The sequence below is a fragment of the Desulforhabdus amnigena genome, from assembly GCF_027925305.1.
Classification (GTDB): domain Bacteria; phylum Desulfobacterota; class Syntrophobacteria; order Syntrophobacterales; family Syntrophobacteraceae; genus Desulforhabdus; species Desulforhabdus amnigena.
Genome location: NZ_BSDR01000001.1, coordinates 2,031,788 through 2,053,606, shown reverse-complemented (window position 1 = coordinate 2,053,606; position 21,819 = coordinate 2,031,788). Strand labels below are relative to the sequence as shown.

15 protein-coding genes are annotated in these 21,819 nt (G+C 51.2%); 9 read left to right on the top strand and 6 right to left on the bottom strand.

The window, feature by feature from the left end; all coding sequences use genetic code 11:
• The first annotated feature begins 576 nt into the window (after positions 1 to 576).
• The 4 genes from rlmD (at position 577) to QMG16_RS08795 (ending at position 6,295) form a co-directional block, all read left to right on the top strand.
• Entirely contained in the window at positions 577 to 2,001 is a 1,425-nt protein-coding gene (gene rlmD, locus QMG16_RS08810; protein WP_281793603.1) for a 23S rRNA (uracil(1939)-C(5))-methyltransferase RlmD, read from the top strand.
• A gap of 132 nt (positions 2,002 to 2,133) precedes the next feature.
• The gene (locus QMG16_RS08805; RefSeq protein ID WP_281793602.1) at positions 2,134 to 4,356 is read left to right on the top strand and encodes a PBP1A family penicillin-binding protein; all 2,223 of its coding nucleotides are present in this window, start codon (positions 2,134 to 2,136) and stop codon (positions 4,354 to 4,356) included.
• 148 nt (positions 4,357 to 4,504) lie between these two features.
• Positions 4,505 to 5,143 carry a tetratricopeptide repeat protein gene (locus tag QMG16_RS08800; RefSeq protein WP_281793601.1) on the top strand — a complete coding sequence of 213 codons (639 nt, stop codon included), beginning with the start codon at positions 4,505 to 4,507 and terminating at the stop codon, positions 5,141 to 5,143.
• Positions 5,144 to 5,164: 21 nt separating this feature from the next.
• Positions 5,165 to 6,295 (top strand): AI-2E family transporter, encoded by a 1,131-nt coding sequence (locus tag QMG16_RS08795; RefSeq protein ID WP_281793600.1) that lies wholly within the window; start codon positions 5,165 to 5,167, stop codon positions 6,293 to 6,295.
• 64 nt (positions 6,296 to 6,359) lie between these two features.
• On the opposite strand, the gene QMG16_RS08790 is transcribed toward QMG16_RS08795, so the two are convergent.
• The 3 genes from QMG16_RS08790 to QMG16_RS08780 all read right to left on the bottom strand — a co-directional run bounded on the left by QMG16_RS08790 (position 6,360) and on the right by QMG16_RS08780 (position 9,217).
• Positions 6,360 to 6,623, bottom strand: coding sequence for a hypothetical protein (locus QMG16_RS08790; protein WP_281793599.1), 264 nt, complete (start codon positions 6,621 to 6,623; stop codon positions 6,360 to 6,362).
• Positions 6,624 to 7,140: 517 nt separating this feature from the next.
• A complete protein-coding gene (locus QMG16_RS08785; protein WP_281793598.1) occupies positions 7,141 to 8,670 on the bottom strand; it encodes a 2-isopropylmalate synthase in 1,530 nt (509 codons plus the stop codon).
• A gap of 403 nt (positions 8,671 to 9,073) precedes the next feature.
• Positions 9,074 to 9,217, bottom strand: coding sequence for a hypothetical protein (locus QMG16_RS08780; protein ID WP_281793597.1), 144 nt, complete (start codon positions 9,215 to 9,217; stop codon positions 9,074 to 9,076).
• A gap of 322 nt (positions 9,218 to 9,539) precedes the next feature.
• On the opposite strand from QMG16_RS08780, the gene QMG16_RS08775 reads away from it, so the two are divergent.
• The 3 genes from QMG16_RS08775 to QMG16_RS08765 all read left to right on the top strand — a co-directional run bounded on the left by QMG16_RS08775 (position 9,540) and on the right by QMG16_RS08765 (position 12,792).
• A complete protein-coding gene (locus tag QMG16_RS08775) occupies positions 9,540 to 10,889 on the top strand; it encodes a CCA tRNA nucleotidyltransferase (protein WP_281793596.1) in 1,350 nt (449 codons plus the stop codon).
• A 332-nt stretch (positions 10,890 to 11,221) separates the two neighbouring features.
• Positions 11,222 to 12,244 (top strand): OmpA family protein, encoded by a 1,023-nt coding sequence (locus QMG16_RS08770; protein ID WP_281793595.1) that lies wholly within the window; start codon positions 11,222 to 11,224, stop codon positions 12,242 to 12,244.
• A gap of 98 nt (positions 12,245 to 12,342) precedes the next feature.
• Positions 12,343 to 12,792, top strand: coding sequence for a hypothetical protein (locus QMG16_RS08765; RefSeq protein ID WP_281793594.1), 450 nt, complete (start codon positions 12,343 to 12,345; stop codon positions 12,790 to 12,792).
• Positions 12,793 to 13,093: 301 nt separating this feature from the next.
• Here QMG16_RS08765 and QMG16_RS08760 read toward each other — a convergent pair whose 3' ends face one another.
• The 3 genes from QMG16_RS08760 to QMG16_RS08750 form a co-directional block, all read right to left on the bottom strand.
• Complete coding sequence (locus QMG16_RS08760) at positions 13,094 to 14,266, bottom strand: lipocalin-like domain-containing protein (protein WP_281793593.1); 1,173 nt, start codon at positions 14,264 to 14,266, stop codon at positions 13,094 to 13,096.
• Between the two features lie 204 nt (positions 14,267 to 14,470).
• Positions 14,471 to 17,065: an FtsX-like permease family protein gene (locus tag QMG16_RS08755; RefSeq protein WP_281793592.1), complete on the bottom strand. Its 2,595-nt coding sequence runs from the start codon at positions 17,063 to 17,065 to the stop codon at positions 14,471 to 14,473.
• The gene (locus QMG16_RS08750; protein WP_281793591.1) at positions 17,053 to 17,757 is read right to left on the bottom strand and encodes an ABC transporter ATP-binding protein; all 705 of its coding nucleotides are present in this window, start codon (positions 17,755 to 17,757) and stop codon (positions 17,053 to 17,055) included. The genes QMG16_RS08755 and QMG16_RS08750 overlap by 13 nt, the downstream gene beginning before the upstream one ends.
• A gap of 634 nt (positions 17,758 to 18,391) precedes the next feature.
• Here QMG16_RS08750 and QMG16_RS08745 point away from each other — a divergent pair.
• Complete coding sequence (locus QMG16_RS08745; RefSeq protein WP_281793590.1) at positions 18,392 to 18,646, top strand: hypothetical protein; 255 nt, start codon at positions 18,392 to 18,394, stop codon at positions 18,644 to 18,646.
• Positions 18,628 to 21,798 carry an ATP-binding protein gene (locus QMG16_RS08740; protein WP_281793589.1) on the top strand — a complete coding sequence of 1,057 codons (3,171 nt, stop codon included), beginning with the start codon at positions 18,628 to 18,630 and terminating at the stop codon, positions 21,796 to 21,798. Before QMG16_RS08745 ends, QMG16_RS08740 begins: the two co-directional genes overlap by 19 nt.
• Positions 21,799 to 21,819: the final 21 nt, after the last annotated feature.

Genomic DNA, 21,819 nt, shown 5'->3' with positions numbered 1-21,819 from the left:
CACCTGAACAGAACCTTCTCAATATCCTCACACCGTCATACCGGCGAAAGCCGGTATCCAGAGAATTTGCCATGTGGCTGGATTCCGGCTAAAAGCATGCCGGCAAGGAATCCCGACCTGCCTTTGTACGCATTTTTATTAGCATACACCGCCATCAAAGAAAAGACGTGAGTCCATGGCTGTCATATTGTTCTACGGGATGCTAACGGTTATAAGTGTGAGCATACATGCAAGACCCTGTATTTGAACTACGAAGAGTCTGAAGGACCAGAAGATGCATGCTTTCTCCAGGATTGAGCCGGCATTTTTCTTCATGAACCCAGTATTTTTCATGGTCCATGAATGCTGGTGATCGAGAACTGCATCAATGTAAGCCGCATGAGTTTTGTGATATTGGTTTGTTTGTGCTAGATAAAAGGGTTTTGTGATCGTACGGTTCACCTTCAAGTCCGCAGAATGTACAGAAAGAGAAACGGTGCTGTTCCTCTTCATTCTCTGTGATGAGCGGTCGAGACTTTTGCGAGAGACTCTGCTGTTGTCTGTTGTTGAAAAACTTATACGGGAATCAGATATAGAATGGATCTTATACGAAAAGGTGCTGAAATTGAGTTGGTCGTAGAGAAACTGGCCTTTGGCGGCAAAGCCGTGGCCAGGGTGGATGGGTTTGTGATTTTTCTGGAACATGCCCTTCCGGGGCAGCGTGTTCTTGCGAGGGTCAACCGGAAAAAGCGTCAATATGCCGAAGCCCAGGTGCTGGGGATCTTGTCCCAGTCTTCAGATTATGTCGAACCCTTTTGCCCTCATTTTGGAGTTTGTGGAGGATGTCGCTGGCAGGACCTTTCCTATGCGGAGCAGCTGCGTTGGAAAAGGGTGCATGTCTTGGAATCCATAGAGCATCTGGCTGGAGTGGAGGAGGCGGTGGTCGAGCCTACCACTCCCTCTCCGGAGCAGAGACATTACCGGAATAAAATGGAGTTCACCTTCTCCGACCGGCGGTGGCTTTCGCCGCAGGAAATTGCCCTCAAGGAAGTGGAATACAGCAAGTCCTTTGCCCTGGGCCTTCACGTGCGCGGTTTCTTTGACAAAGTCTTCAATGTGGAGAACTGCTTTCTGCAATCGCATCTGGCGTCCGCGATTTTGAAAGAAACTCGCGAATGGTGCCGCAAGAGCGGGCTTCCCGCCTACAGCGTGAAAGATCACCAGGGTTTCTGGCGTTTTCTCGTGATTCGTGAAACCAAACGAACGGATCAGTTGCTGGTGCACCTTCTGACAACTCCTCAGGAGGAAAACGAAAAAATTGTGGATGCACTGGCTGCGTATCTTTTAGATCGCTTTCCGGCGATAACGACCTTCGTCCATTCCGTCACGCAGAAAAAAGCTCAGGTGGCATTTGGGGATTCCAGCCGAGTGGTGTCGGGGCCGGGATTCATTGAGGAAGAGATCGGCTCTCTGCGGTTTCGCATTTCCGCTCATTCGTTTTTTCAAACCAACCCTTCCGCCGCTGAAAAGCTTTACGAGGCTGTCGCCCGGCTGGGCGACTTCAAAGGGCACGAAACGGTGTGGGACCTTTACTGCGGCACGGGAAGCATCGCCCTTTTCATCGCCTCTCGGGTAGGGCGTGTCGTGGGGTTTGAAGTGGTGGAGGATGCCATTCGCGATGCTTATATGAACTGCGAACTGAATGGAATTGACAATTGCTCTTTCCTCTCGGGGGACCTGAAAGACGTGATCAAGGAAGCACAGCAATCGGTACAGGAAGGCGGGCTTCCCGATGTAGTGATCACCGACCCGCCGCGGGCGGGAATGCATCCCAATGTTGTTAAAGCCCTGCTGGAATTGGCCCCAAAGCGAATCATCACGGTTTCATGCAACCCATCGACTCTTGCCAGGGACCTCACTTATTTTCTGGATCGATATGAAATTCAAAAGATTCAACCGTTTGATCTGTTCCCTCACACGCCCCATATCGAATGTGTCGTAAGGCTGGAAAGAAAATTCTGAAGGTCATGACTTTGGGATACATGGCTTGCACGAATGCATTCCGCACGGAATCATTTGAGCCTGCCGAGAGGGTCGTTGTCTAAATCTATGGCAAAAAATGTAAGGCGAAAGCCGGTTAAGAGTTCGCTTTGGTTGAAGATTTTTTTTCTTTTTCTCCTTTTGGGCATTCTTTTTCTGGCGGGCTTTTATTTCTACCTCTATGTGGAGGTCAAGCAACGCTTTGAATCCCGCAGGTGGAGTGTTCCTTCCAGGGTGTTCTCTGCAACGGTTCCTCTCTATCCAGGGCAGTCGCTTTCCGCTGAGCACCTGAGGCAAATGCTGGTAGAGCGCCGCTATCAGGAAGATTCCAGGGAGCCCCTGCGTGCAGGGGAATTCAAGATGGGAAAGGACTCTCTCATGGTCTATCTGAGGGAATTCCGCTTTCCCGGGCATGCTCTTTCTTCCCAGCGCGTGCAATTCGATTTCCAGCAAAACATGCTCACCAGGATTCGAAACGCAAAGGGCAATCTGGCATTGTTGGAGCTGGAACCTCTTGAAATAGCCCGCCTGTTCGGCCATGAACGCGAAAGCCGTCTGCTCATCAACATCAAGCAGGTCCCCCGTCACCTGATCGATGCGGTGGTGGGAATCGAAGATCACCGTTTCTACGTTCATGGAGGAATGGATTGGAGGGGCATTTTTCGTGCCCTCTGGACCGACCTGAGGGCACGCCGTGTTGTGCAGGGAGGTTCCACCATCACCCAGCAGTTGGTGAAGAACTATTTTCTGCAGCCCGAGCGCAGCATCGAGCGAAAAATCCTTGAAGCTTCCATGGCGATCATCATCGAGACGCTTTATGGGAAAGATGAAATCCTTGAGATGTACATGAACGAAATCTACATGGGACAGAAGGGAAGCATCGCCATACACGGGATGGGAGAAGCCGCCCGTTACTACTTCGGCCGCAACGTGGAGGACCTCACTCTGGCGGAAGCCGCAACCCTGGCGGGGATGATCTGTGCGCCCGGTTATTATTCTCCCCTGACGAATCCCGAAGCCGCCAAAGAGCGGCGCAACACGGTTTTGAAGCGTATGCTGGAGTTGGGGAAAATCAATTCCCAGGAATTTGAGACAGCGCGCAGCGAACCCCTTAAAGTTGCGGGTTCCCATTCTCCATTGAGCGTGGGGCAATACTTTGTGGACTATGTCCGTCAGCAGTTGCAGGAGTTGTATGAGCCTGAAGTCTTGGAGTCGGAAGGTTTGAATATTTACACGACACTCCATCCCGAGATGGCCATTGCCGCAGAGGTTGCGGTGGCCGAAGGGCTGAAGGAACTGGAAAAAGATCTTTCGGTGCGCAAGGACGCTGCGTCGAAGAAACCGCTGCAGGCCGTGCTCATCGCCGTCCAACCCAAGACGGGAAGTGTTCTCGCTCTGGTGGGGGGGAGGGATTATGGAGAAAGCGGATTCAATCGCGCCCTTTATGCTCACAGGCAGCCCGGTTCCGCCATAAAACCCTTCGTATATCTGAGCGCTCTGGACCAGTTTACCCTGGCCAGCCGCCTCACGGATGAATCCAAAACCTACTCCAACGGCAGCCAAACCTGGAGTCCGAGGAATTATGACAATCGCTACAGGGGAAGCGTTTCTTTCCGTACTGCCCTGGAAGAGTCTCTCAATGCGGCAACGGTCCATCTTGCCATGAACGTGGGGTTGGAACATGTCATCGAGACACTTCGAACCCTGGGAATTCAATCCCCCTTGGAACCGGTTCCCTCGTTGGCTCTGGGGGCATTCGAAGTGACGCCTCTCGAACTGGCTGGAGCCTATGCAACCCTCGATAACGACGGCCAAAAGCCTTATCTATTGACTTTAAAGGAAGTGGTGACGGAGGATGGCGATGTTCAGGAGAGGCGTGATGTGGATCTTGTTTCCGTGACGGCCCCATCGAAAGCCTTTCTCATTACGAGCGCTCTGGAAGGGGTTGTGGAAAGGGGAACAGCGAAGAACCTCAAAAATTTGGGAATCGATTTCCTGTGTGCGGGAAAAACGGGAACTACCAGTGATTACAGGGATTCCTGGTTCATCGGCTATACGACGGACCTGCTGACATTGGTGTGGGTGGGTTATGACGACAACCAGCCGACGCATCTGAGCGGTTCCAGTGGGGCTGCCAAGATCTGGGCGCGTTATATGAACTCGGTTCGCCCCTGGTTTCATCCCCAGTCCTTCCGTATTCCCCCGGGAGTCGTACAAAGAATGATCTGTAGAGATTCTCAGCAACTGGCAACCGCTCAATGTCCCCATAAATATTTGGAATATTTTCTCGTGGAAAACGCTCCAAGAAATTATTGTATTCTGCATTGCGACGAGTGAGCACAGACGAGTGAGCATAGGAATTGTCAAGGAATAGTCGGCAAGGCGGCGGGGCGAAGAGGAGCGGGAAGGAGCATGAGTGCCGGATGCTCGAAGGAATTGTGTGCCCGGTGAAAATGGAAGGTTATCATTTGTGAAAGGGATCCCAATGGAGAGCTTCCCGGTTAAAAGTACTTTCGCATGGATGTTTCTGATACTGGCAGCGGTTTCACTCTCTGCCTGTGCTCCCAAGCGCTATATTGCCATTCCTCTGGAGTGGCAGACTCCGCCACCGCCTCCCCCGAAGCCCTCCATGGAAAAGCCCTCTCCTCCCATGAAGCAAAGCGTTACTGAGCCACCCCGGACGAAAGGGCCTGTCATCAAGAGTGCCCCGGAGATTCGGGAGATGGATCTGCCCAAAAGTTCTGAAACTTCCACGACGCCGCCTGCATCCCAGAAAAAACCTGAACCCGAGCCTGAGCCTCCACAGCATCTGGCTTCCATGCATCTCGTGGATGAGGCGAAAAGCGCATTGGCTCAGGGAAAACCGGATGCCGCCATCCCTCTGCTGGAACAGGCCATTCAGGTGGATGTGTACAACGGCGATGCCTTTTGGGGGCTGGCCAAAGCCTGGCGTATGAAGGGTTCCCAGACCAAGGCATTGGAATTTGCCAGGAAGGCTGAAATCCTTTTCCAGGGAGAACCCGCAAAACTGAAGGAGGTCTACCTGTTTCAGGCGGACCTCTTCAAAGAAAAAGGGGATTCCCAGAAAGCCCAACTCTACAGGCAAAAGGCTGGCAAGCTTTAACGGAACAATGAAGGGTGAGGTATGGAAAATCGTGATGAACCGGAATATGATGTCCCCGCAGCCGGCAAGCGGCACCGGCCTTTTCTGCTCGTAGTTCTGTTTTTCTCTCTTTTCTTAGCCTATCTCATTTTGCGCCCGTTCATTCACATATTGATCCTTGCCATTGTGCTTGCTTCGCTCTTTCACCCTGTCCAGGTCTATCTGGAACGAAGCTATGGGGGGAGAGCGAATCTCGCGGCTTCGACCATTGTTTTTATCATTACTTTTGCTTTGGCCCTGCCGGTGTTCTTTTTTGTGTCGGCCCTGGTGGCCCAGGGAATCGATTCCGTCAATCGTATCAATGAGTGGATGAAAGCCGGAAATCTTCAGCAATTGATCGAAGACCCCAAGGTCCTTTCCTATTATCACCGGATCGAGGCGCGCTTGACCTTCCTGGATTTGCAGAAAATCGATATTCCGAGCAATCTTTTACAAATAAGCAAAAACATGGGGCAATTTGTCATATCGAAGGGGGCTTCACTTCTTGGGAATGTGGCTTCTCTTCTCTCCGACTTTTTCATCATGATGTTCGTTGTCTTTTACCTGGTTCGGGACGGCGCCGAAATGGTGGAGAAATTGCGCTACTATTCACCCTTGCGCAAAGATCAGGAAGACAGGATCCTTCATGGGATTCGAAAGGTGGCAAGATCTGTGCTGATGGGGAGTTTCCTGACGGCCCTGTTTCAGGGAATCGTGGGAGGAATCGGGCTGACGATTGTGGGAATGCCGGGTCTTTTCTGGGGTACGGTCATGGGGTTTGCTTCTCTGATCCCTGTGGTGGGAACCACTCTGGTCTGGGGACCCGCAGCCGTTTACTTGGCTCTCCTCGGCAAATGGAAATCCTTCATTTTTCTGATCTGCTGGTCTGTTCTACTGGTAGGGTCCATCGACAACTTTCTGCGCCCTTTTCTCATGCGGGGAGAAGCGAATATGTCTCCCTTTTACGTGTTCCTTGCCATCATCGGCGGTGTTCAATACTTTGGACTCATAGGGGTTCTCTATGGACCTCTCATTCTGAGCTTTGCCATGATCATGCTCTATATATACGGCATTGAATACCACGATGAGCTTCTGGTCGACAAAAGCAAAGAAGTGCCGCCTCTGATAGAATGAGAGGGAAAAGCGAAGGATCGATGGAAGACGGGAATACCGGGAAGCAGTGACTTTGTGCCGAAGATCATCGTTTTTCAGGAGGGCAGGGCGGAAGAGTATTTTTTCCCCTTGTGAAGATTCTTCGCACACGCTTGAGGGAATTCTGGATCCAGGGAAACCGGCTTTCTACCCGACAGATGAGCCGGGCAATGGGAGGAATATCCACAGAGAGGGTCAGAACTCCCAGCGATAAAAAGAGCCATCCCTGCAGGATGGGAAGCACCAGTCCGACAATCCCCAGGGATAAAAACAAGAGGCCGGCAAAGATTCGAAGTAAGCGAAACATCATGTTTTTACCGTATCAAATGAACGGCGCCGGAGCAATAGACGTTTAACTCGACATTGTCGGATTTCATCTGAACCACGGAGACACAGAAGGCACAGAGAAAGACTTTCAAATGAAATCTTTGTGTTCTCCGTGTCTCTTGGTTACCGTGACAATATCGCACTAAAAGCCTATCCGAAAACTTTCCTCGGCAGCGGACACCCCCCCTTCAATTCCTCCCTCGAGGGGGAACCAAGGGGGGTATCGCAAAATCCACAGGGGGGCGGATAGCTTCTAAGGGTTCTAAATACCGAAGATTGTCATTACGCGGCCATTTCTTCATAGGAACGGCTTCCAACTGTGACAGGAACCGCCGCATACCTTGTCGCGGCAGGATGCCGCTCCTACGAAGACGTATGGGTAAACGGTTGCGTAATTACGAAGACCAGCGCATTAAGGAACTGTCAAAGAATAACGTGTTGGTTTTGAATTCAAATCCTACAGGATATCCATCCTGTTTGCCGGAGATACGCCCGGATTTTCAGTGCGATCCCGCAAAAAAACGGTTGAAAGCGTTCAAGTAAGCGCGGGCGGTCGCTTCGATGACGTCGGGGCTGGTTCCAATCCCTGAATAGACCACACCCTCAATTTCCACGCGCACCATGGCTTCACCCAGAGCGTCCTTTCCCATGGTAACCGCCTTGAGGTCGTAATCTCTCAGTTTACCCTGTTGTCCCACAATCCGCTCGATGCCATTGAAAACAGCATTGACAGGGCCGTTTCCGGTGGCGGCATCGGTGAGCATTTGTCCTTCCTTCAGCAGGGTGACCGAAGCGAGGGGAATCATGGTATTGCCGCTCATGATCTGGAGGCTGTGAAAGGTGAAAGTCTCGGGGACCTTGGTCAGTTCAATTTCAACGATGGAATTGAGGTCCTGACTGGTGATTTCCTTTTTGCGGTCAGCGACGTTCAGGAAACGTTTGTAGACACGTTCGAATTTATCCTGTTCCAGTTCATACCCCATTTCCGTCAGCCGGTGCTTGAGAGCGGCACGGCCGGAGCGTGCGGTGAGAACCATTTTATGTTGTCGAATCCCCACATCTTCGGGCTTCATGATTTCATAAGTGCTCCGATCCTTCAGGATGCCGTCCTGGTGGATGCCTGAGGAGTGGGCAAAGGCATTGGCGCCTATGATGGCTTTGTTCGGCTGCACGGGAATGTTCATCAGCCGGCTCACCATGCGACTGGTGCGGTAAATCTCCTGCGTCTTGATATCCGTGTAAGCCTGATAGGTGTCGTGACGCGTTTTCAGGATCATTACGATCTCTTCCAGGGATGCGTTTCCCGCCCTTTCTCCTACTCCATTGACGGTGCATTCGACCTGGTCCGCTCCATTCCGGATGGCCGCCAGACTGTTGGCCACCGCAAGGCCCAGATCATTGTGGCAGTGAACGCTCAACAATACCCGGTCCAGGGCGGGAACGCTCTCACGCAGCTTGCGGATGAGTTCCCCGTATTGTTCCGGGACGGCGTATCCCACTGTATCCGGGACGTTGATGACGGTGGCTCCGGCATCGATCGCCGCCTCGATGACACGGCACAGGTAGTCAAAATCAGTGCGTGATCCGTCTTCGGTGGAATACTCTACATCATGACAATATTTTTTGGCATAACGTACCGCCTCTACGGCCATGGCAAGAGCGTTGTCGCGGCCTTTGCGGAGTTTGCTCTTGAGGTGAATGTCCGAAGAGCCCAGAAAAACATGGATACGTGGGCGTTCCGCCCCTTGAAGGGCCTCCCACGCCAGGTCGATATCCTGCTGAACCGCCCTCGCCAAACCGGCAATCACGGGGCCCTTGACCTGCTCTGCGATGGCTTTAACAGCTTGAAGGTCTTCCGGGGAAGAACACGGAAAACCCGCTTCGATGACATCCACTCCCAGGTTTGCCAACTGCTGCGCGATTTCAATTTTCTGCCTCTTGTTCAATTTGGCCCCCGGGACTTGTTCACCGTCTCGCAGAGTCGTATCGAATATATGTATTTTTCGGCTCATCTTTTCGTCCTTTTCCATTTCGCTATTTTCCCTATCCTTTTCCAAGTGAAAGGTTCCCGTACCGCATAATGGCAATTTTTTAAATGCATCAGATAAATCCGCTGGGCCAGTCAATCCCATGGACCCATCACCTCCTCTCTACTGTTTGCCTACGAGGAAGAGGATTCTTACCAAAAAGAAAAGGCCATGGGGGAGAACCCATGGCCTTTGATCTTCATCGCGTTAAAATTGTTTATGGCGTTTGCAAAGATAAGGCATAAGGTCCCCGAACCTGACCCCGAAGGCTAAGGAATGATAGGAAGAGAAGAGAGAGACCTGAATGAATTCTTTGCAATTTAGTATATTCCGTAGAAATAAAAAGCCTGCCGGATTAAATCTTGATGCTTCACCGGAAGAACGGGTTGACTCATATTTTATGATTCTACATGTTCACAGCCCACCAGAAACACAAAGCCGTTTCCAGAAGGAAGGCGAAGAGGTAAAGAGCATACTGCCCGATTGAAAAATCCTGAATGATCTTGTTTGCCTCTTCCATCTTGCGATAAGCTTCGGCAGTATCCATCATTTTCCCCTCCTATATCCAATTCATCCGATAAATGAGAACTTTTCGACAAACTCTCTAAACAAATATGTTTCTATTATATTGAGAATATGCAAAAGATCAAGGCCAAAAATCCCAGGAGTTCTCATTTTGAAAAATGAACACCCCCCCATGCCTCTTCAAGAGGGGGATTCCCAGGGTAAAATCCCCTTTTGAAGGGGGATCGAAGGGGATGTTGGAAGCGACAGCATAATGAAGACCATCCAAATTGCTGCAAAAATCCGGTTGAATAGCGATTTGCTTTTGACTCCTGTAAATGCGAAAGGACAGGATGGAACCCATTGATATGAGAGAAACGGAAACCCTTTACGGCAAACTCTGTGGATTGGATTTTGTTCCGAATCATGTACTAGAGATCATGGAACATTTGTTCCATTCCGGCTTTGATGTGTGGCTGGTGGGGGGGGCTTTACGGGATTTTTTTTCGGGGCAGGCTCCCAAGGATTGGGATCTGGCCACGAGTGCTTCACCATCAGAAATCATGAGGCTCTTTCCACGGGTTATTCCGGTGGGAATTCAGCATGGGACCGTTCGCATTCACACAGCGCAGGGAGACATAGAAGTTACAACCTACGGCAAGCCCGGGCGGGAAGGGATTCTGGCAGACTTGGGGCGTCGGGATTTTACAGTAAATGCGCTCGCCCTGTCTTATCCTGAAGGACGGCTTTTGGATCCGCATGGCGGAAGTGAGGATCTTCGTCATCACTTGCTCAAAACGGTGGGGAATGCCCGGTCCCGACTGAATGAAGATCCGCTCCGCATTCTCAGGGCCGGGAGGTTTCTCGGTGTCTATGGCTACCGCATTCATCCCAATGTTTCAGCTGCGGTTAAGGACTCTCTTGCCGGGATCGATGGAATCGCAGTCGAGCGCATTCGGGATGAAATGCTCAAGCTGATCATGGGAAAGCATGTGGAGAAGGCATTTGAATGGATGAGGCGTTGCGGGGTGCTCCGGAAAGTTTTGCCCGAGCTCGAAAGAGAGTGCCGGCGAAATCGCCGGAGCTCCTGCCCTTTCGATGCGTATCGCCATACACTCTACACCGTGCACAACAGTCCCTTTCGGTTGCGCGTTCGGTTGGCGGCCCTCTTCCATCGGCTTGGGCAAAAAACTTCCGTCCACGGAGCCGGTCGCAGGGAGAATCGATCCTTGAATTCCCAAGCGAGTGCACATGCGGCTTTTGCGGTCATGGACCGCTGGCGTATGCCCCAGCAGCTGATTCAAGATGTGATGATCCTGGTAAGAAATCATATTCCGCGAAATACCTTGCGTTGGGGGGGGGCACAATTGAGACGGCTCCTGGCTGCAGTGGGTCCCGACCTCCTGGAAGACCTCTTGGACCTGGCGTACGCAGACCGCATTTCCGGCAATTGCCGGGAAAAATCCTTGGAGGAACTGAACCGTTTGCGTTCCAGGATTTCGGTTCAAATGAAAAGCCGGCCACCTTTGCATATCGGAGACCTGGCGCTCAATGGTACGGACGTTATGCAGGCTCTCTCCCTCAAGCCGGGTCCGCTTGTGGGGGAAATTCTGGAGCAGATCCATCAATGGGTGCTCGATGAACCCGGTTTGAATGTACGGGATGTGCTTATTGATCGTATTCAAGCGAAATATGGGGGTATAAGTCAAAATAAATGAAATTTCTTTTATATCTTTTTCAAAACGTATGGTTTCATCAATATCATTTGTATTTATGTTAATGTCTTACATTTGAAACCTGTTGGCATCGTTTATGGAGTGTATCGATAAAATAAAGCAACAGGGTTTTGTGGAAGCAAGCATTTGAAGTTGTTGTGTATTTTTTGTAACTCTATAAGGGTTCGTATGCGGCTCAATCATATTTGTCGGCGCCTTGAAAACAGTTGACAGAACGAGCCACGTGTTTTAGTGATATTAATAACATGTATCAATTTTCCAGCCTGTTATATATTTTCTTAAACTGCCGAAACAATTCAAAAAGGAGGGAAGTTATGGACGGTAAGGCCAAGCAGGGGGTTATTGCGGCGATTATGCTGGTGTTCATGCTTGTTATGTGTGGAGCAAGTGCACAGGCAAAATTGGTTCCTAAAGTTGATAATTTTATCCTCTTTCCAGACCAATCCGGTTCTATGTACATGCATCATGAATCCTTAAAAGAAATCAAGATGATTCTGGTGAAAAACCTGCTTCTGGAAATGAATGAATTGATTCCGGAATTGGGCTACAAGGGATCCATCGATTTGTTTGCGCCCTTTCAGCAGATTCAGGCGCCCATCGTTTATGATCGAGCCAAGTTTGCTACTTCTATCGAAAAGATCAAAAACGACCAGGAAATTTTTGGAAGACTCACTCCCATGGGACCGGGAATCATCCAGCTGGATCCCGAGTTGGCAAGGATGTCTGGAAAGACAGCCGTTATTCTCATCTCTGACGGTGGGGCGAATATCGGTTCCGATCCTGTGATGGAAGCCACCGCGATCCACAGCAAATATCCCGAAGTCTGCTTTCACGTGATTTCTTTTGCCGAGAATAAAAAAGACCAGGCCAGACTCGAAAAGATTGCAGCTACTGGAAATTGCATCATCGTTCAAGGTGCTGACCTGCTCAACAGCAAAGCCGCGCTGGAGCAGTTTGTCCGGGATGTTTTCTATGAAGATGTGCCTGAAAAGAAAGAAGACGTGATTGTTCTGAGAGGCATCCATTTCGACTTCGACAAATACAACATCAAGTCCGAATGGAGACCTGTGCTGGATGAAGGGGCAAAAATCCTCATGAGCCATCCCGATGTCAGTGTAATCATCGAAGGCCATACGGATTCCATGGGTACGGTAGAGTACAATCAGAGACTTTCCGAAAGACGTGCTCGGGCTGTGTATGATTACTTCCTGGACAAGGGAATTTCTGCAAGCCGTATGAGGGCCAAGGGCTACAGCGAATTGAGGCCTATCGCCGACAATTCCACAGAGGAAGGTCGCGCACTCAACCGTCGTGTTGAGCTCAAAGTGGAGCAGTAAATCCAGTAGTCAAATAGAGTTAGTAAAATAGAGTTGAAGGCTGCCGGGGCATGTGTTAGCGTTATGCCCCGGCAGTTTTGTTTTGAGGAGAAATCTATTTGGGAGAGAAGGATATGGCAAAGGTGATGAAGAATCTTTGGATCTGTTTCGTGGTTTGTGCTCTTTTGGGATGTTTTTCAGTTGAGTTTGCTCGAGCTTCCGAGGATGCGCAGGCAGAAGAAAGTTTTGTCCAATTTCAAAAAGAATGGATTCAAAAACTGAGGGAACATGGGAAGTACGGCGAAGAACATGCTCAAGTTACTGAAGATGGGGAAAAGACAGGAACGTATCTGGCCGAGTATTCCGTGCTGACCGAACCCTCATCCTTCGAAATCAAGAAAACGGATGTATCCGCCTCTCCGTATGTGGGAGTCATACATTATGAAAAACAGACGTATTCCTGCCGGGCGAAGAGTCCCGAAGAAGCCAAACGCGGTCCGTACCAACTGACAAAAAGTTCCGGGGTTACTGAAATTTTTCGTTATTCCAAGGGCAAGTGGCTCTATTGACGGAACACCTCGCAAAACATCCATGGCTTCGGAATGATTTTAGTACCGAAAATTGTAAGCAGCCATTTCTTTGTAGGAACGGTTTCAATACGTAACAGGAACCGCCGCACGCTTTGTCGCGGCAGGATGCCGCTCCTGCAAAAACGCACGGGTAAACGGATGCATACCCCCCTTCGGGGGAATAAGGGGGGTATGCAAATATACATCCCCCCTGAATTCCCCTTCAAAAAGGGGGGACTTTAAAACATGCCGGGCGGGATGATTGCTTTTGCCGGTATTGGTTGTTTTTTTATTTATCCCTTCATTCCGGAAGGTTGAGTGGTTTGTCGTAGCCGGTGAGTTCCACGTATCCTTCACCTGCGATGGCTTCTCCATCCTTCTTGGTTCCTCGAACCGAAACGCTTCCTTCCCAATAGGTGATTTGCGTCGTTTCCTGTGTCGTCATTTCCTGGTCCTTGAGATTGGCCGTGATGGTCAGATCCAGCTGAATTGAGCCAATCCTGAGCCTCCAGCCAATGGGATATTTCGCTTTCGAATGAGGACTTCGCCATTCCTTCAGGACTTCCAGAGCGATGTCTTCTTTTGTCAGCCCGGTTGTCAGCCCGGCCGCATCGATCAAAGTCCCGCTCGACGCAGGGCTCAAAGTTCCGTCACGGCGGCGGAGAAGATAAACCATGACCTCGGTGTCGTCTGTAAGTTGCAGACTGAACCAGTCCCATCCCACAAGATCCGATTCCAGGGGCGCAGAACTGAATTCGTGATCCATCCACGAATTTCCTTCCACGGGAATTTCCTTTCCTTTGAAAATCAAGATTCCCTTTGTCTTCAGTCGGGAGAAAGAATAATAGCAACTGGAGCTTTCGGGGGATGAGCCTTTGAGAGAATAGCCCGATTTTCCATGGAGAACCGGTGGCTTCTGGGGAATCAGGGACAGTTGAAGGGCGAAGCTTTCTGTAGTTGCCTTCAGGAGGTGCTCAGCGGGTCCCAATTGTAAGGACCAGTCTTTTACAAAAACAGTTGCACCCTGTGGTTCGGATTTAGCCTCGGCCAGGCCGAGGGCTCCCCTCGATATCCGGTCGTCATGGTAATAGCTCCCCCCGGAAATATCGGATAAAGCCGCATGGGCAAAGTAGATTTGGTCGGTTCGCCATGCCGAAGCATCCTTCGGCCATTGGTCTCGTTTGCCGGGAGGGACAAACTGGTGCCGGAAGAAAGTGAGTTGAAAACCGAAAGAAGCGCCGTCCCCGGAATGTACATTCCCCGTGTAATACCACCATTCCGTGCCATATCCGGGATGTGGGCCGTGGTCTTTAGGGAATTGGAGTTCGCAGGGTCCCAGGATGCTGAGATAATCTGAATGACCCGCCATGGAACAGGGAACCGACAGCAGGCAGATCGAGAGCATCGAAAGCATGAGTGCGATCCAAAGCGTTTTTGAACCGGTGTAGACCCCGCTGTTGCTTCTCGGGTGCATGGTTGCTTGCTCCTTGTATGGCATGAAGGGTTTTCTACCCCCCTGTACATTCTTTACCGTAAAAACACTCCGCCTGCAGTCGGAATTCCTTTGCCGGCGATGGATTTCGGATTTTCAAATCCGGCCTACGATTTTCATAGTCGAATCGAACATTCCCGGACGCGTTGTTCATGACATGTTCAAAAAAGGGCTCGGGATGGCTTTTTATTCTCTCAAAACGAGTGATGGGGGGCGGTTGAAAACCAGTTGGCTGGAGGGCAAAGCTGCCAAAAGAGCGGTGCTAAGGATCAGAGGGATCGCTATGCAAAGGGCCGTCCAGTCCACGCTGTAAATAAAGGTCCATCCGAAAGACTGCCTGTTGATGACAAAAATGAGAAGATAAGAAAGAAAAAAGCCACAGCACAGACCCACCGCTTCACCTGTGATCACCATGAGAATGGCTTCCCAGAAAATCATGGACCTTACTTGATTGCGGGAAGCTCCCACGGCCAGGAGGGTGTGGAGTTGGCGGCTGCGTTCGAGGACAAAGACCGTCAGCGTGGTAGTGATGCCCAGTGCGGCCACGAACAGGGAAATGAGGAGCAGGACCGTAGTGATGGAAAAGGTCTCATCGAAAATCCTCAAAATCACCCGGCGAAGGTCGTTGCCCGTGATGATTTCCAGGGCCTGGGCCTTTTCTCCCGAACGCCTGAGAATGTCTTCTTTGATGGAAATCGCGGCACTCTCGATGTCCTGATCACGGTTTTTCAGGTAGATGCGTGCGCCGCTCCACGTCCTGTCTCCGGTTTTGTCCATAAACCGTGAAAGTGAATAATAGACAGTACCTCCCCGTGTCCTGTAGTCCCGGAAAACGGCGAGAACGGGAAGGTCCAGATCGGCTCCTGCTATTTGCGCCCGAAAATGGTCGCCAACCTTCATGCCCGTCTGGTTGGAAAACACTTCGGATATCAAAATGCCGTCGATTTCAGCTAGATTCGCGTAAATTTCATCGGGATTTCCTTTCAGGAACAGCAGGGTGGCATGACGCTCAAACTTGTGGAAATCAATGGCTTCAAATTCATAGGGAATCCCTCCATATGTGAGGAAGATACGGCGGTAAGGGATGATTTCCACAGCCGGGTCAAGGTCTTGGAGCAGATTCACTGTTTCAGGGGGAAGCGGATTTTTGTAGCGGTTGATTTCCGCCATCCAGGGACGCAGGAAAAGATCCCCGCTTATGCTCTGATTGACCCAGAGTTCCACGGTCCCACGAAAACTGTGTATCATGATGACCAATGCAACAAAAAGAGCCGTGGCCGTGACGAGAGCTCCAACGGAAATGGCCATGCGTGTTCCGGCATCCCGTACGTAAAGAGCTCCGAGATAGGCAGGTTGTCCGCCGATATTTCGAAGAACGGTTGACAGGCGAGAGCCCAGAAACCGGAGACAGCCGGGAGTGAGGAGCGAAAAACCACAGAAGAGAAGGAAGGTTGCCAGGTATCCTGAGAGGGGAATCCCGCGGGTACCGGGAAGCTGAGATAGGGGCCATACCATGAGGATGAGAAGGATTCCTGAAAAAGTGAACCATTTTATTGGCCTGGAGGTTTCGCCGGTTGCCTGGTGCCGTGACAGGGCTTCCCGGGGAAGTGTCTGCATGGCCTGTAGGGCTGGCTGGCTGGCGGCAAGCAGGGAAACGAGGAGTGTAATAGCGAAAGAGAGCGCTATTTCCAGCGGGTCGAGTTTCAACTGGTCCACCTGAACCCGGACAAAGAGATGGGTGATGGTGGCGCTCACCTGACTCAGCAACCGCCGCACCATAAAGGAAGCCAATGGAATGGCCACAATCCATCCCGCCGCACCGAGGAAGGCGCCTTCCAGCAAAAAAAGAGAAAAGAGCAACCGGGAGGAAGCTCCAAGGGAACAAAGTACGGCCAGTTCATGCCGCCGGGAGGTTGCATGAAGGGCTACCAGGCTGAAGACTAGAAACATTCCCACGAACAAAGAGACGAAACTCAGGACGGAAAGATTGATTTGATAGGATCGTATCATCAATTTCCCGCTCTCCCTCGCTTCGCCGGGGCGCTCCATGAGAATCCCAGGAGGGAGCGTAGCTCTGATGGACTGCACATCTTCACTGCAGGCAGAAGGTTTGAGGCGGATGTCAATCCGGTCTACCACTCCGTGCAGACCGGTGAATTCCTGGAAAGTGGAAATGTCCGTCAAGGCGATATCCCCACCTTCGGCGAGGGCGAGTCCTTCGGGCGAGAGGATGTTCAACACGCGGAAGACTGTGTTCCGTTGAGCGAATTCAAGAGAGATGGAATCCTTCGGCTTGAGGTTTAATCTTGAGGAGAGCTTCTTTCCAGCAATGAGTGTGTAGGGTTCACTGAGAAGCTCAAGCCATGGAGGAGATGAGTCATTTTCTGCATGGCCCGGTTTCCACGAACGGAGTCCCCGGTCCAGAATGGGATCCAGGGCAATGAGTAAGAAGGGGGCACTGCCGCTATCGTGGGGGCGAACGTAGGTCGTGAAAAGCGGTGATGCCGTCAGGACCGCAGGATGTTTGTTCAATACGGCCACCAGCTCTTCCGGCACCCTCGACCCCGGACAGAAAACCGTCCAGTCCGCTTTGCCAGCGATACTCTCCATGCTGCTGGTGAAGGAATCCACTGAGGCGTTGGTGGCGAGCCGGACGCTCGTAAATACGGCAGCGCCGAGAGCAATACCTAAAAGGACCGCCAAAGTGCGCCAATATTGTGAACGCAACTGGCGCAGACTGAACCAGGTCCATAAGCGGATGAGGAAAACTATTTTTTCCATCTGTGCTCGGTAATGACGCCGTCTTTCAGGAAGAGGAAAAGACCGGCGTAAGGATCTGCAAGAACGCTGTGCGTGGCTATGATCACGGTTCTCCCGAACTTCCGGTTGAGCTGCCACAGTAATTCGATGACAAGCTCACCATTGCGGCTGTCCAGATTTCCCGTCGGTTCGTCGGCCAGAATGATGGCAGGGTCGTTGATAAGAGCGCGGGCAATGGCGGTGCGCTGCATTTCGCCTCCGGAGAGCTGTGAGGGCAGATGCTGCAGGCGGGAACCGAGGTTGAGCCATTCCAGGAGTTCCTGGGCCCTGCTTTTTACCGGGGACAAGGGTTTTCCCGCAAGGAGAGCGGGAAGACAGGTGTTTTCCAGAACGGTGAGAGTGGGAAGCAGGTTGAAGGACTGAAAGATTATCCCCACCGTTGCGCGGCGATAAAGCGTCAGTTGTGCGGTGGATGCTTTGCACAGGTTCTGACCCGCCACGATGAGTTCCCCGTCCGTCGGCTGGTCCAGTCCTGCCAACAGGGCAAGGAGAGTGCTTTTCCCTGAGCCGCTGTTTCCCTTGAGAACGACCAGTTCTCCTTCGTGGATATCCAGATCGATATGGTTGATCCCTACGACTTCCGTTTCACCGAGGCGGTAGATTCGAGTCAATCGCCTGGCTGAGATCTGGACCTCGGTCGATGCTTTATTCATAAACGATGGATCTCCGTCCTTTTGTTGCGCAAGCAGGATGGTCGATGCCGGTATACTCTGCAAGGATAAGAAAACTTTTGATCATCACCCAAAACCCATGATCTTGAATCTTGCGCTTTGTGAGTATCGTATGTAAATCGCAGAAAGTATGTCAAGGGAACTTTGCTCTCTGTCCGGGTATAATCTTGCATGCCGTTTGTTTTTCCCATCCCGGCATATAAATGGTTGAAAACGGGGGCTGAAGTGGAGCCTACGCTGTTGGCGCCTCAACTTTTTTATGCTTTGGATTGGGTAGCCATCCGATTTTACGGGTGTTATTTTTATATGGGTGAAAATGCAATGTTGCAGGAGAAAGGATATTTACTGCCCTTTGTTGTTTCACAATCAAAAAAATGCTGCATCGGAATCAGCAATTGCATATCTTCAAGAGACTTTCGTTCTGTCTATATGTATTATTCTATGGCAATGTGTTCGACCCTTTAAGCCCGATGGCCGGAACGGTCTCAACAAAGAATGAAAAAAGGCAAAGAGATGCATGGCAATAGAGAAAGCGGGAAACGCTCTTGAAAAGCGATGTTGTCACGAGCTATGAGCCTTTTTTCTCATAATGCCTTTAGGAAAGGAGAAGAATACCATGAAACAGTTTTGGAACCTCTGCAGACAGACCGAGTTTCATCTTCTCCTGTTTTTTTTGGGAGTGGTTCTGTTCAACTGGCCCTTCCTGGCAATATTTCATTCCGAACAACCGCAGACAACCTTCATCTGCCTCTTCGTCCTCTGGGGGCTTGGCGTTGTTCTGCTTTTCTTCATCAGTCGGTGCTGCAAAAAAACCGGTTCGGACGGGAGCTCAACCAAGGATAAGGATCCTCCATGCTTGATCCGCGAATAGTTCTGACGGTTTTTTGCGCATACATGGGCTTTCTGTTCCTGACGGCCCTGTGGGTGGAGCGCAGGTCTGCGGCCGGAAAAGGGGTCGCCAACAATCCCATTTTATATTCTCTATCCTTGGCGGTTTATTGCACCGCATGGACCTATTACGGCAGCGTTGGAATGGCAGCCACGTCGGGATTTCTCTTTCTCCCCGTCTACTTGGGTTCCACTGCATTCGTCCTGCTCTGGTGGACGGTATTGCGGAAGCTGGTGCGGCTCAAAAACATGTATCACATCACGAGCATTGCCGATTTTATTTCCGCCCGTTACAACAAGTCCCAGCCCCTTGCCGTCATTGCCACCCTCATTGCCCTGGTGGGTATCATTCCTTATATCGCTCTCCAGTTGAAGGCCATTATCTCTACCTTTGTGCTTATCACGAGCTCTTCATTCCAGACCCTCCCGCAAGGGGCCGTAAGATCTTCCTGGCTTTGGGAAAATGTGGGGTTGCTCGTTACGGTTCTGATGATATTTTTTACCATCGTTCTTGGCGTGCGGCGACTCGACCCGACGGAGCGTCACGAAGGCATGATCATGGTCGTGGCGGTGGAATGTCTGGTCAAGTTGGTCGCTTTCCTTGTCGTGGGCTTTTTTGTGACCTATTTCATGTTCGATGGCTTTCAGGATATTTTCAGGAAGGTGATGGATAGTTCATACCGGGATATGGTGATGTCCTGGGGAAAGAATCCTTTTTATTATTCCAAATGGATGAGTATTTTTATCCTCTCCTTTTCCGCCATTCTTTTCCTTCCCCGGCAGTTTCATGTGGCTGTGGTGGAAAATGCGGACGAGAACCATATCCGGACCGCCATGTGGCTTTTCCCACTCTACATGCTCTTGATAAACTTCTTCGTTCTGCCGATCGCTCTCGGAGGGCTGCTCAAGGGGTACCCCATTGAAGAGGCCGATAACTTTGTCCTCATGCTTCCTCTCCATTACGGGGAAGCCTGGCTCTCCCTACTGGTTTTTATTGGAGGGTTCTCGGCGGCTACGGGCATGATCATGATCAGTTCCGTTACCATGGCCACCATGATCACGAATCATCTGCTGCTGCCTCTCATGAGTTGGGTTCCTCGTCTGGATTTCTTGAAGCGGCACCTGCTGAGATGCCGCTGGGCGGCAGTGGCCCTGTATATTCTCATCAGTTTCTGGTTTGAAGATCGCGTGGGCGAATCCTACATGCTGGTGAATATCGGACTCATCTCCTTTGCCGCCATCCTGCAGTTCGCTCCTCCCATCCTTGGCGGTCTCTTCTGGCGCCGAGGCAACAAAACGGGGGCTCTCCTCGGCATGAGTACCGGGTTCCTGGTTTGGTTCTACACGTTGCTGCTGCCTTCCTTTGTGAAGAGCGGTTGGGTCACCTACGACCTGCTCGAAAGCGGCCCATGGGGAATGGCATTCTTGAATCCCGAGAAGCTCTTTGGGCTTTCCGGTTTGGATCCTCTCGGTCACACGGTCTTTTGGTCCATGCTCTTCAATGTCGGGCTCTATGTGGTCGGTTCTCTTTGTTCCGAGGAGAGGAAAGAGGAAGTCAGTCTAGCGGAAGAGTTCGTGGGCGCCCTCGCTCCAGCCGCCCCCCTTTCTCATGCCAGGAGCCGTGAGGCATACATCGATCTTTCGGAAAAGATCGAGGAAATGAGGAAGCTTCTGGAACAGTACTTTTCAAAACAGGAAGCGATGCCGATTCTTGAAAAGTGTATGAAGGAAGCGTGCATCCAGGGAAACGAGAAAATTTCCATTCTCCAGTTGGTCGAGCTTCAGAGTGAGCTGGAAAAATCCCTGGCCGGGTCCATAGGTTCGGCCGCCGCCTACAAGGCCATATCCGAGGGGATTGTCTATTCTCCGCGCGAAGCCCGGGACTTGTCGGAAGTTTATGGAGAAATTCTTGCCGATCTGAGAGTCACTCCGAGGGAATTGAAACAAAAGATCGACTATTATCAGGAGCGGGAAATGCTGCTGATTCGTCAGTCCAATGAACTGGAGGAAAAGATCGATCAGCTCGAGAAGGAAATGGCCGAACGCATGCGGGCTCAGAAGGCGCTTCAGGAAAGTGAGGAACGATACCGGAGCCTTGTGGAAACCATGAATGAAGGGCTTGAAATAGAGGATGAAAACGGGGTCATTACTTACGTCAATGAAAAGCTGTGCGAGATGTGGGGCTGTTCACGGGAAGAGATCATCGGGCGTTCCGTCACCGAATTCGTCGAGGATGCTCAGCGTAAAGTCGTGCAGGAACAATTGGCCAAGCGGGACCGGGGCGAAATCGTTTCCTATGAGACCACATGGTCCGGGAGGGAAGGTGAGAAAATCTCCACCATTGTCTCTTCCGTACCCATAATCACCGCAAACGGCGATTATAAGGGCCGCTTTGCCGTGGTCACGGATATATCGGACCTCAAAGCCATGGAACGCGAAAGGGCCAACATGATTTCCATGTTTGCCCACGACATGCGCTCTTCCCTCACTGGAATCCACGGCTTGGGACTGCGTCTCCTGAACAAGTCCGCCACGATGGACGAGGCCAAAAGGAGCGAGTACCTTCGAATCATCAACAAGGAAGCCTCGAAGCTGGAATCGCTCGTGGACGACTTCCTGGAATTTTCCCGCCTGGAGACGGGCCGCCTGAAACTGAGCTTCGATTCCATTTCCCTTGAAAAAGAGCTGGTTGAACTTTTCGAAGCCTACCGGGCCAAGACCGCGCAAAGCGGGATCACGCTGGAGCTTCAAATAGAGGAAGCCCTGCCCATCATTGAAGCCGATGCCAATCGCCTGCGAAGAGTTTTTACGAACCTGTTGGACAACGCCTTCAAGTTTTCGAAGGGTCGGGGGACCATCACCATCGCGGCCAGGGAGGTGGAACAGGGAGTCGTGGTAAAAGTCATTGACGAGGGAATCGGGATCGATCCCGCTGAGCTTCCATTCATCTTCGATCTCTTCCACAGGGGAGGAGGCAACGAAAAGAGGGAAGGCTATGGAATCGGTCTGGCCACCGTGAAGGCTATCGTGGAAGGGCACGGGGGGAGGGTCCATGTGGCCAGTGAATTGGGAAGGGGCTCAACTTTCACGATCTACTTGCCGAAAAAGGCGAAGCGCAAAGATCTGGAATCCTGATCCCCCGAGAAATGAAATTTT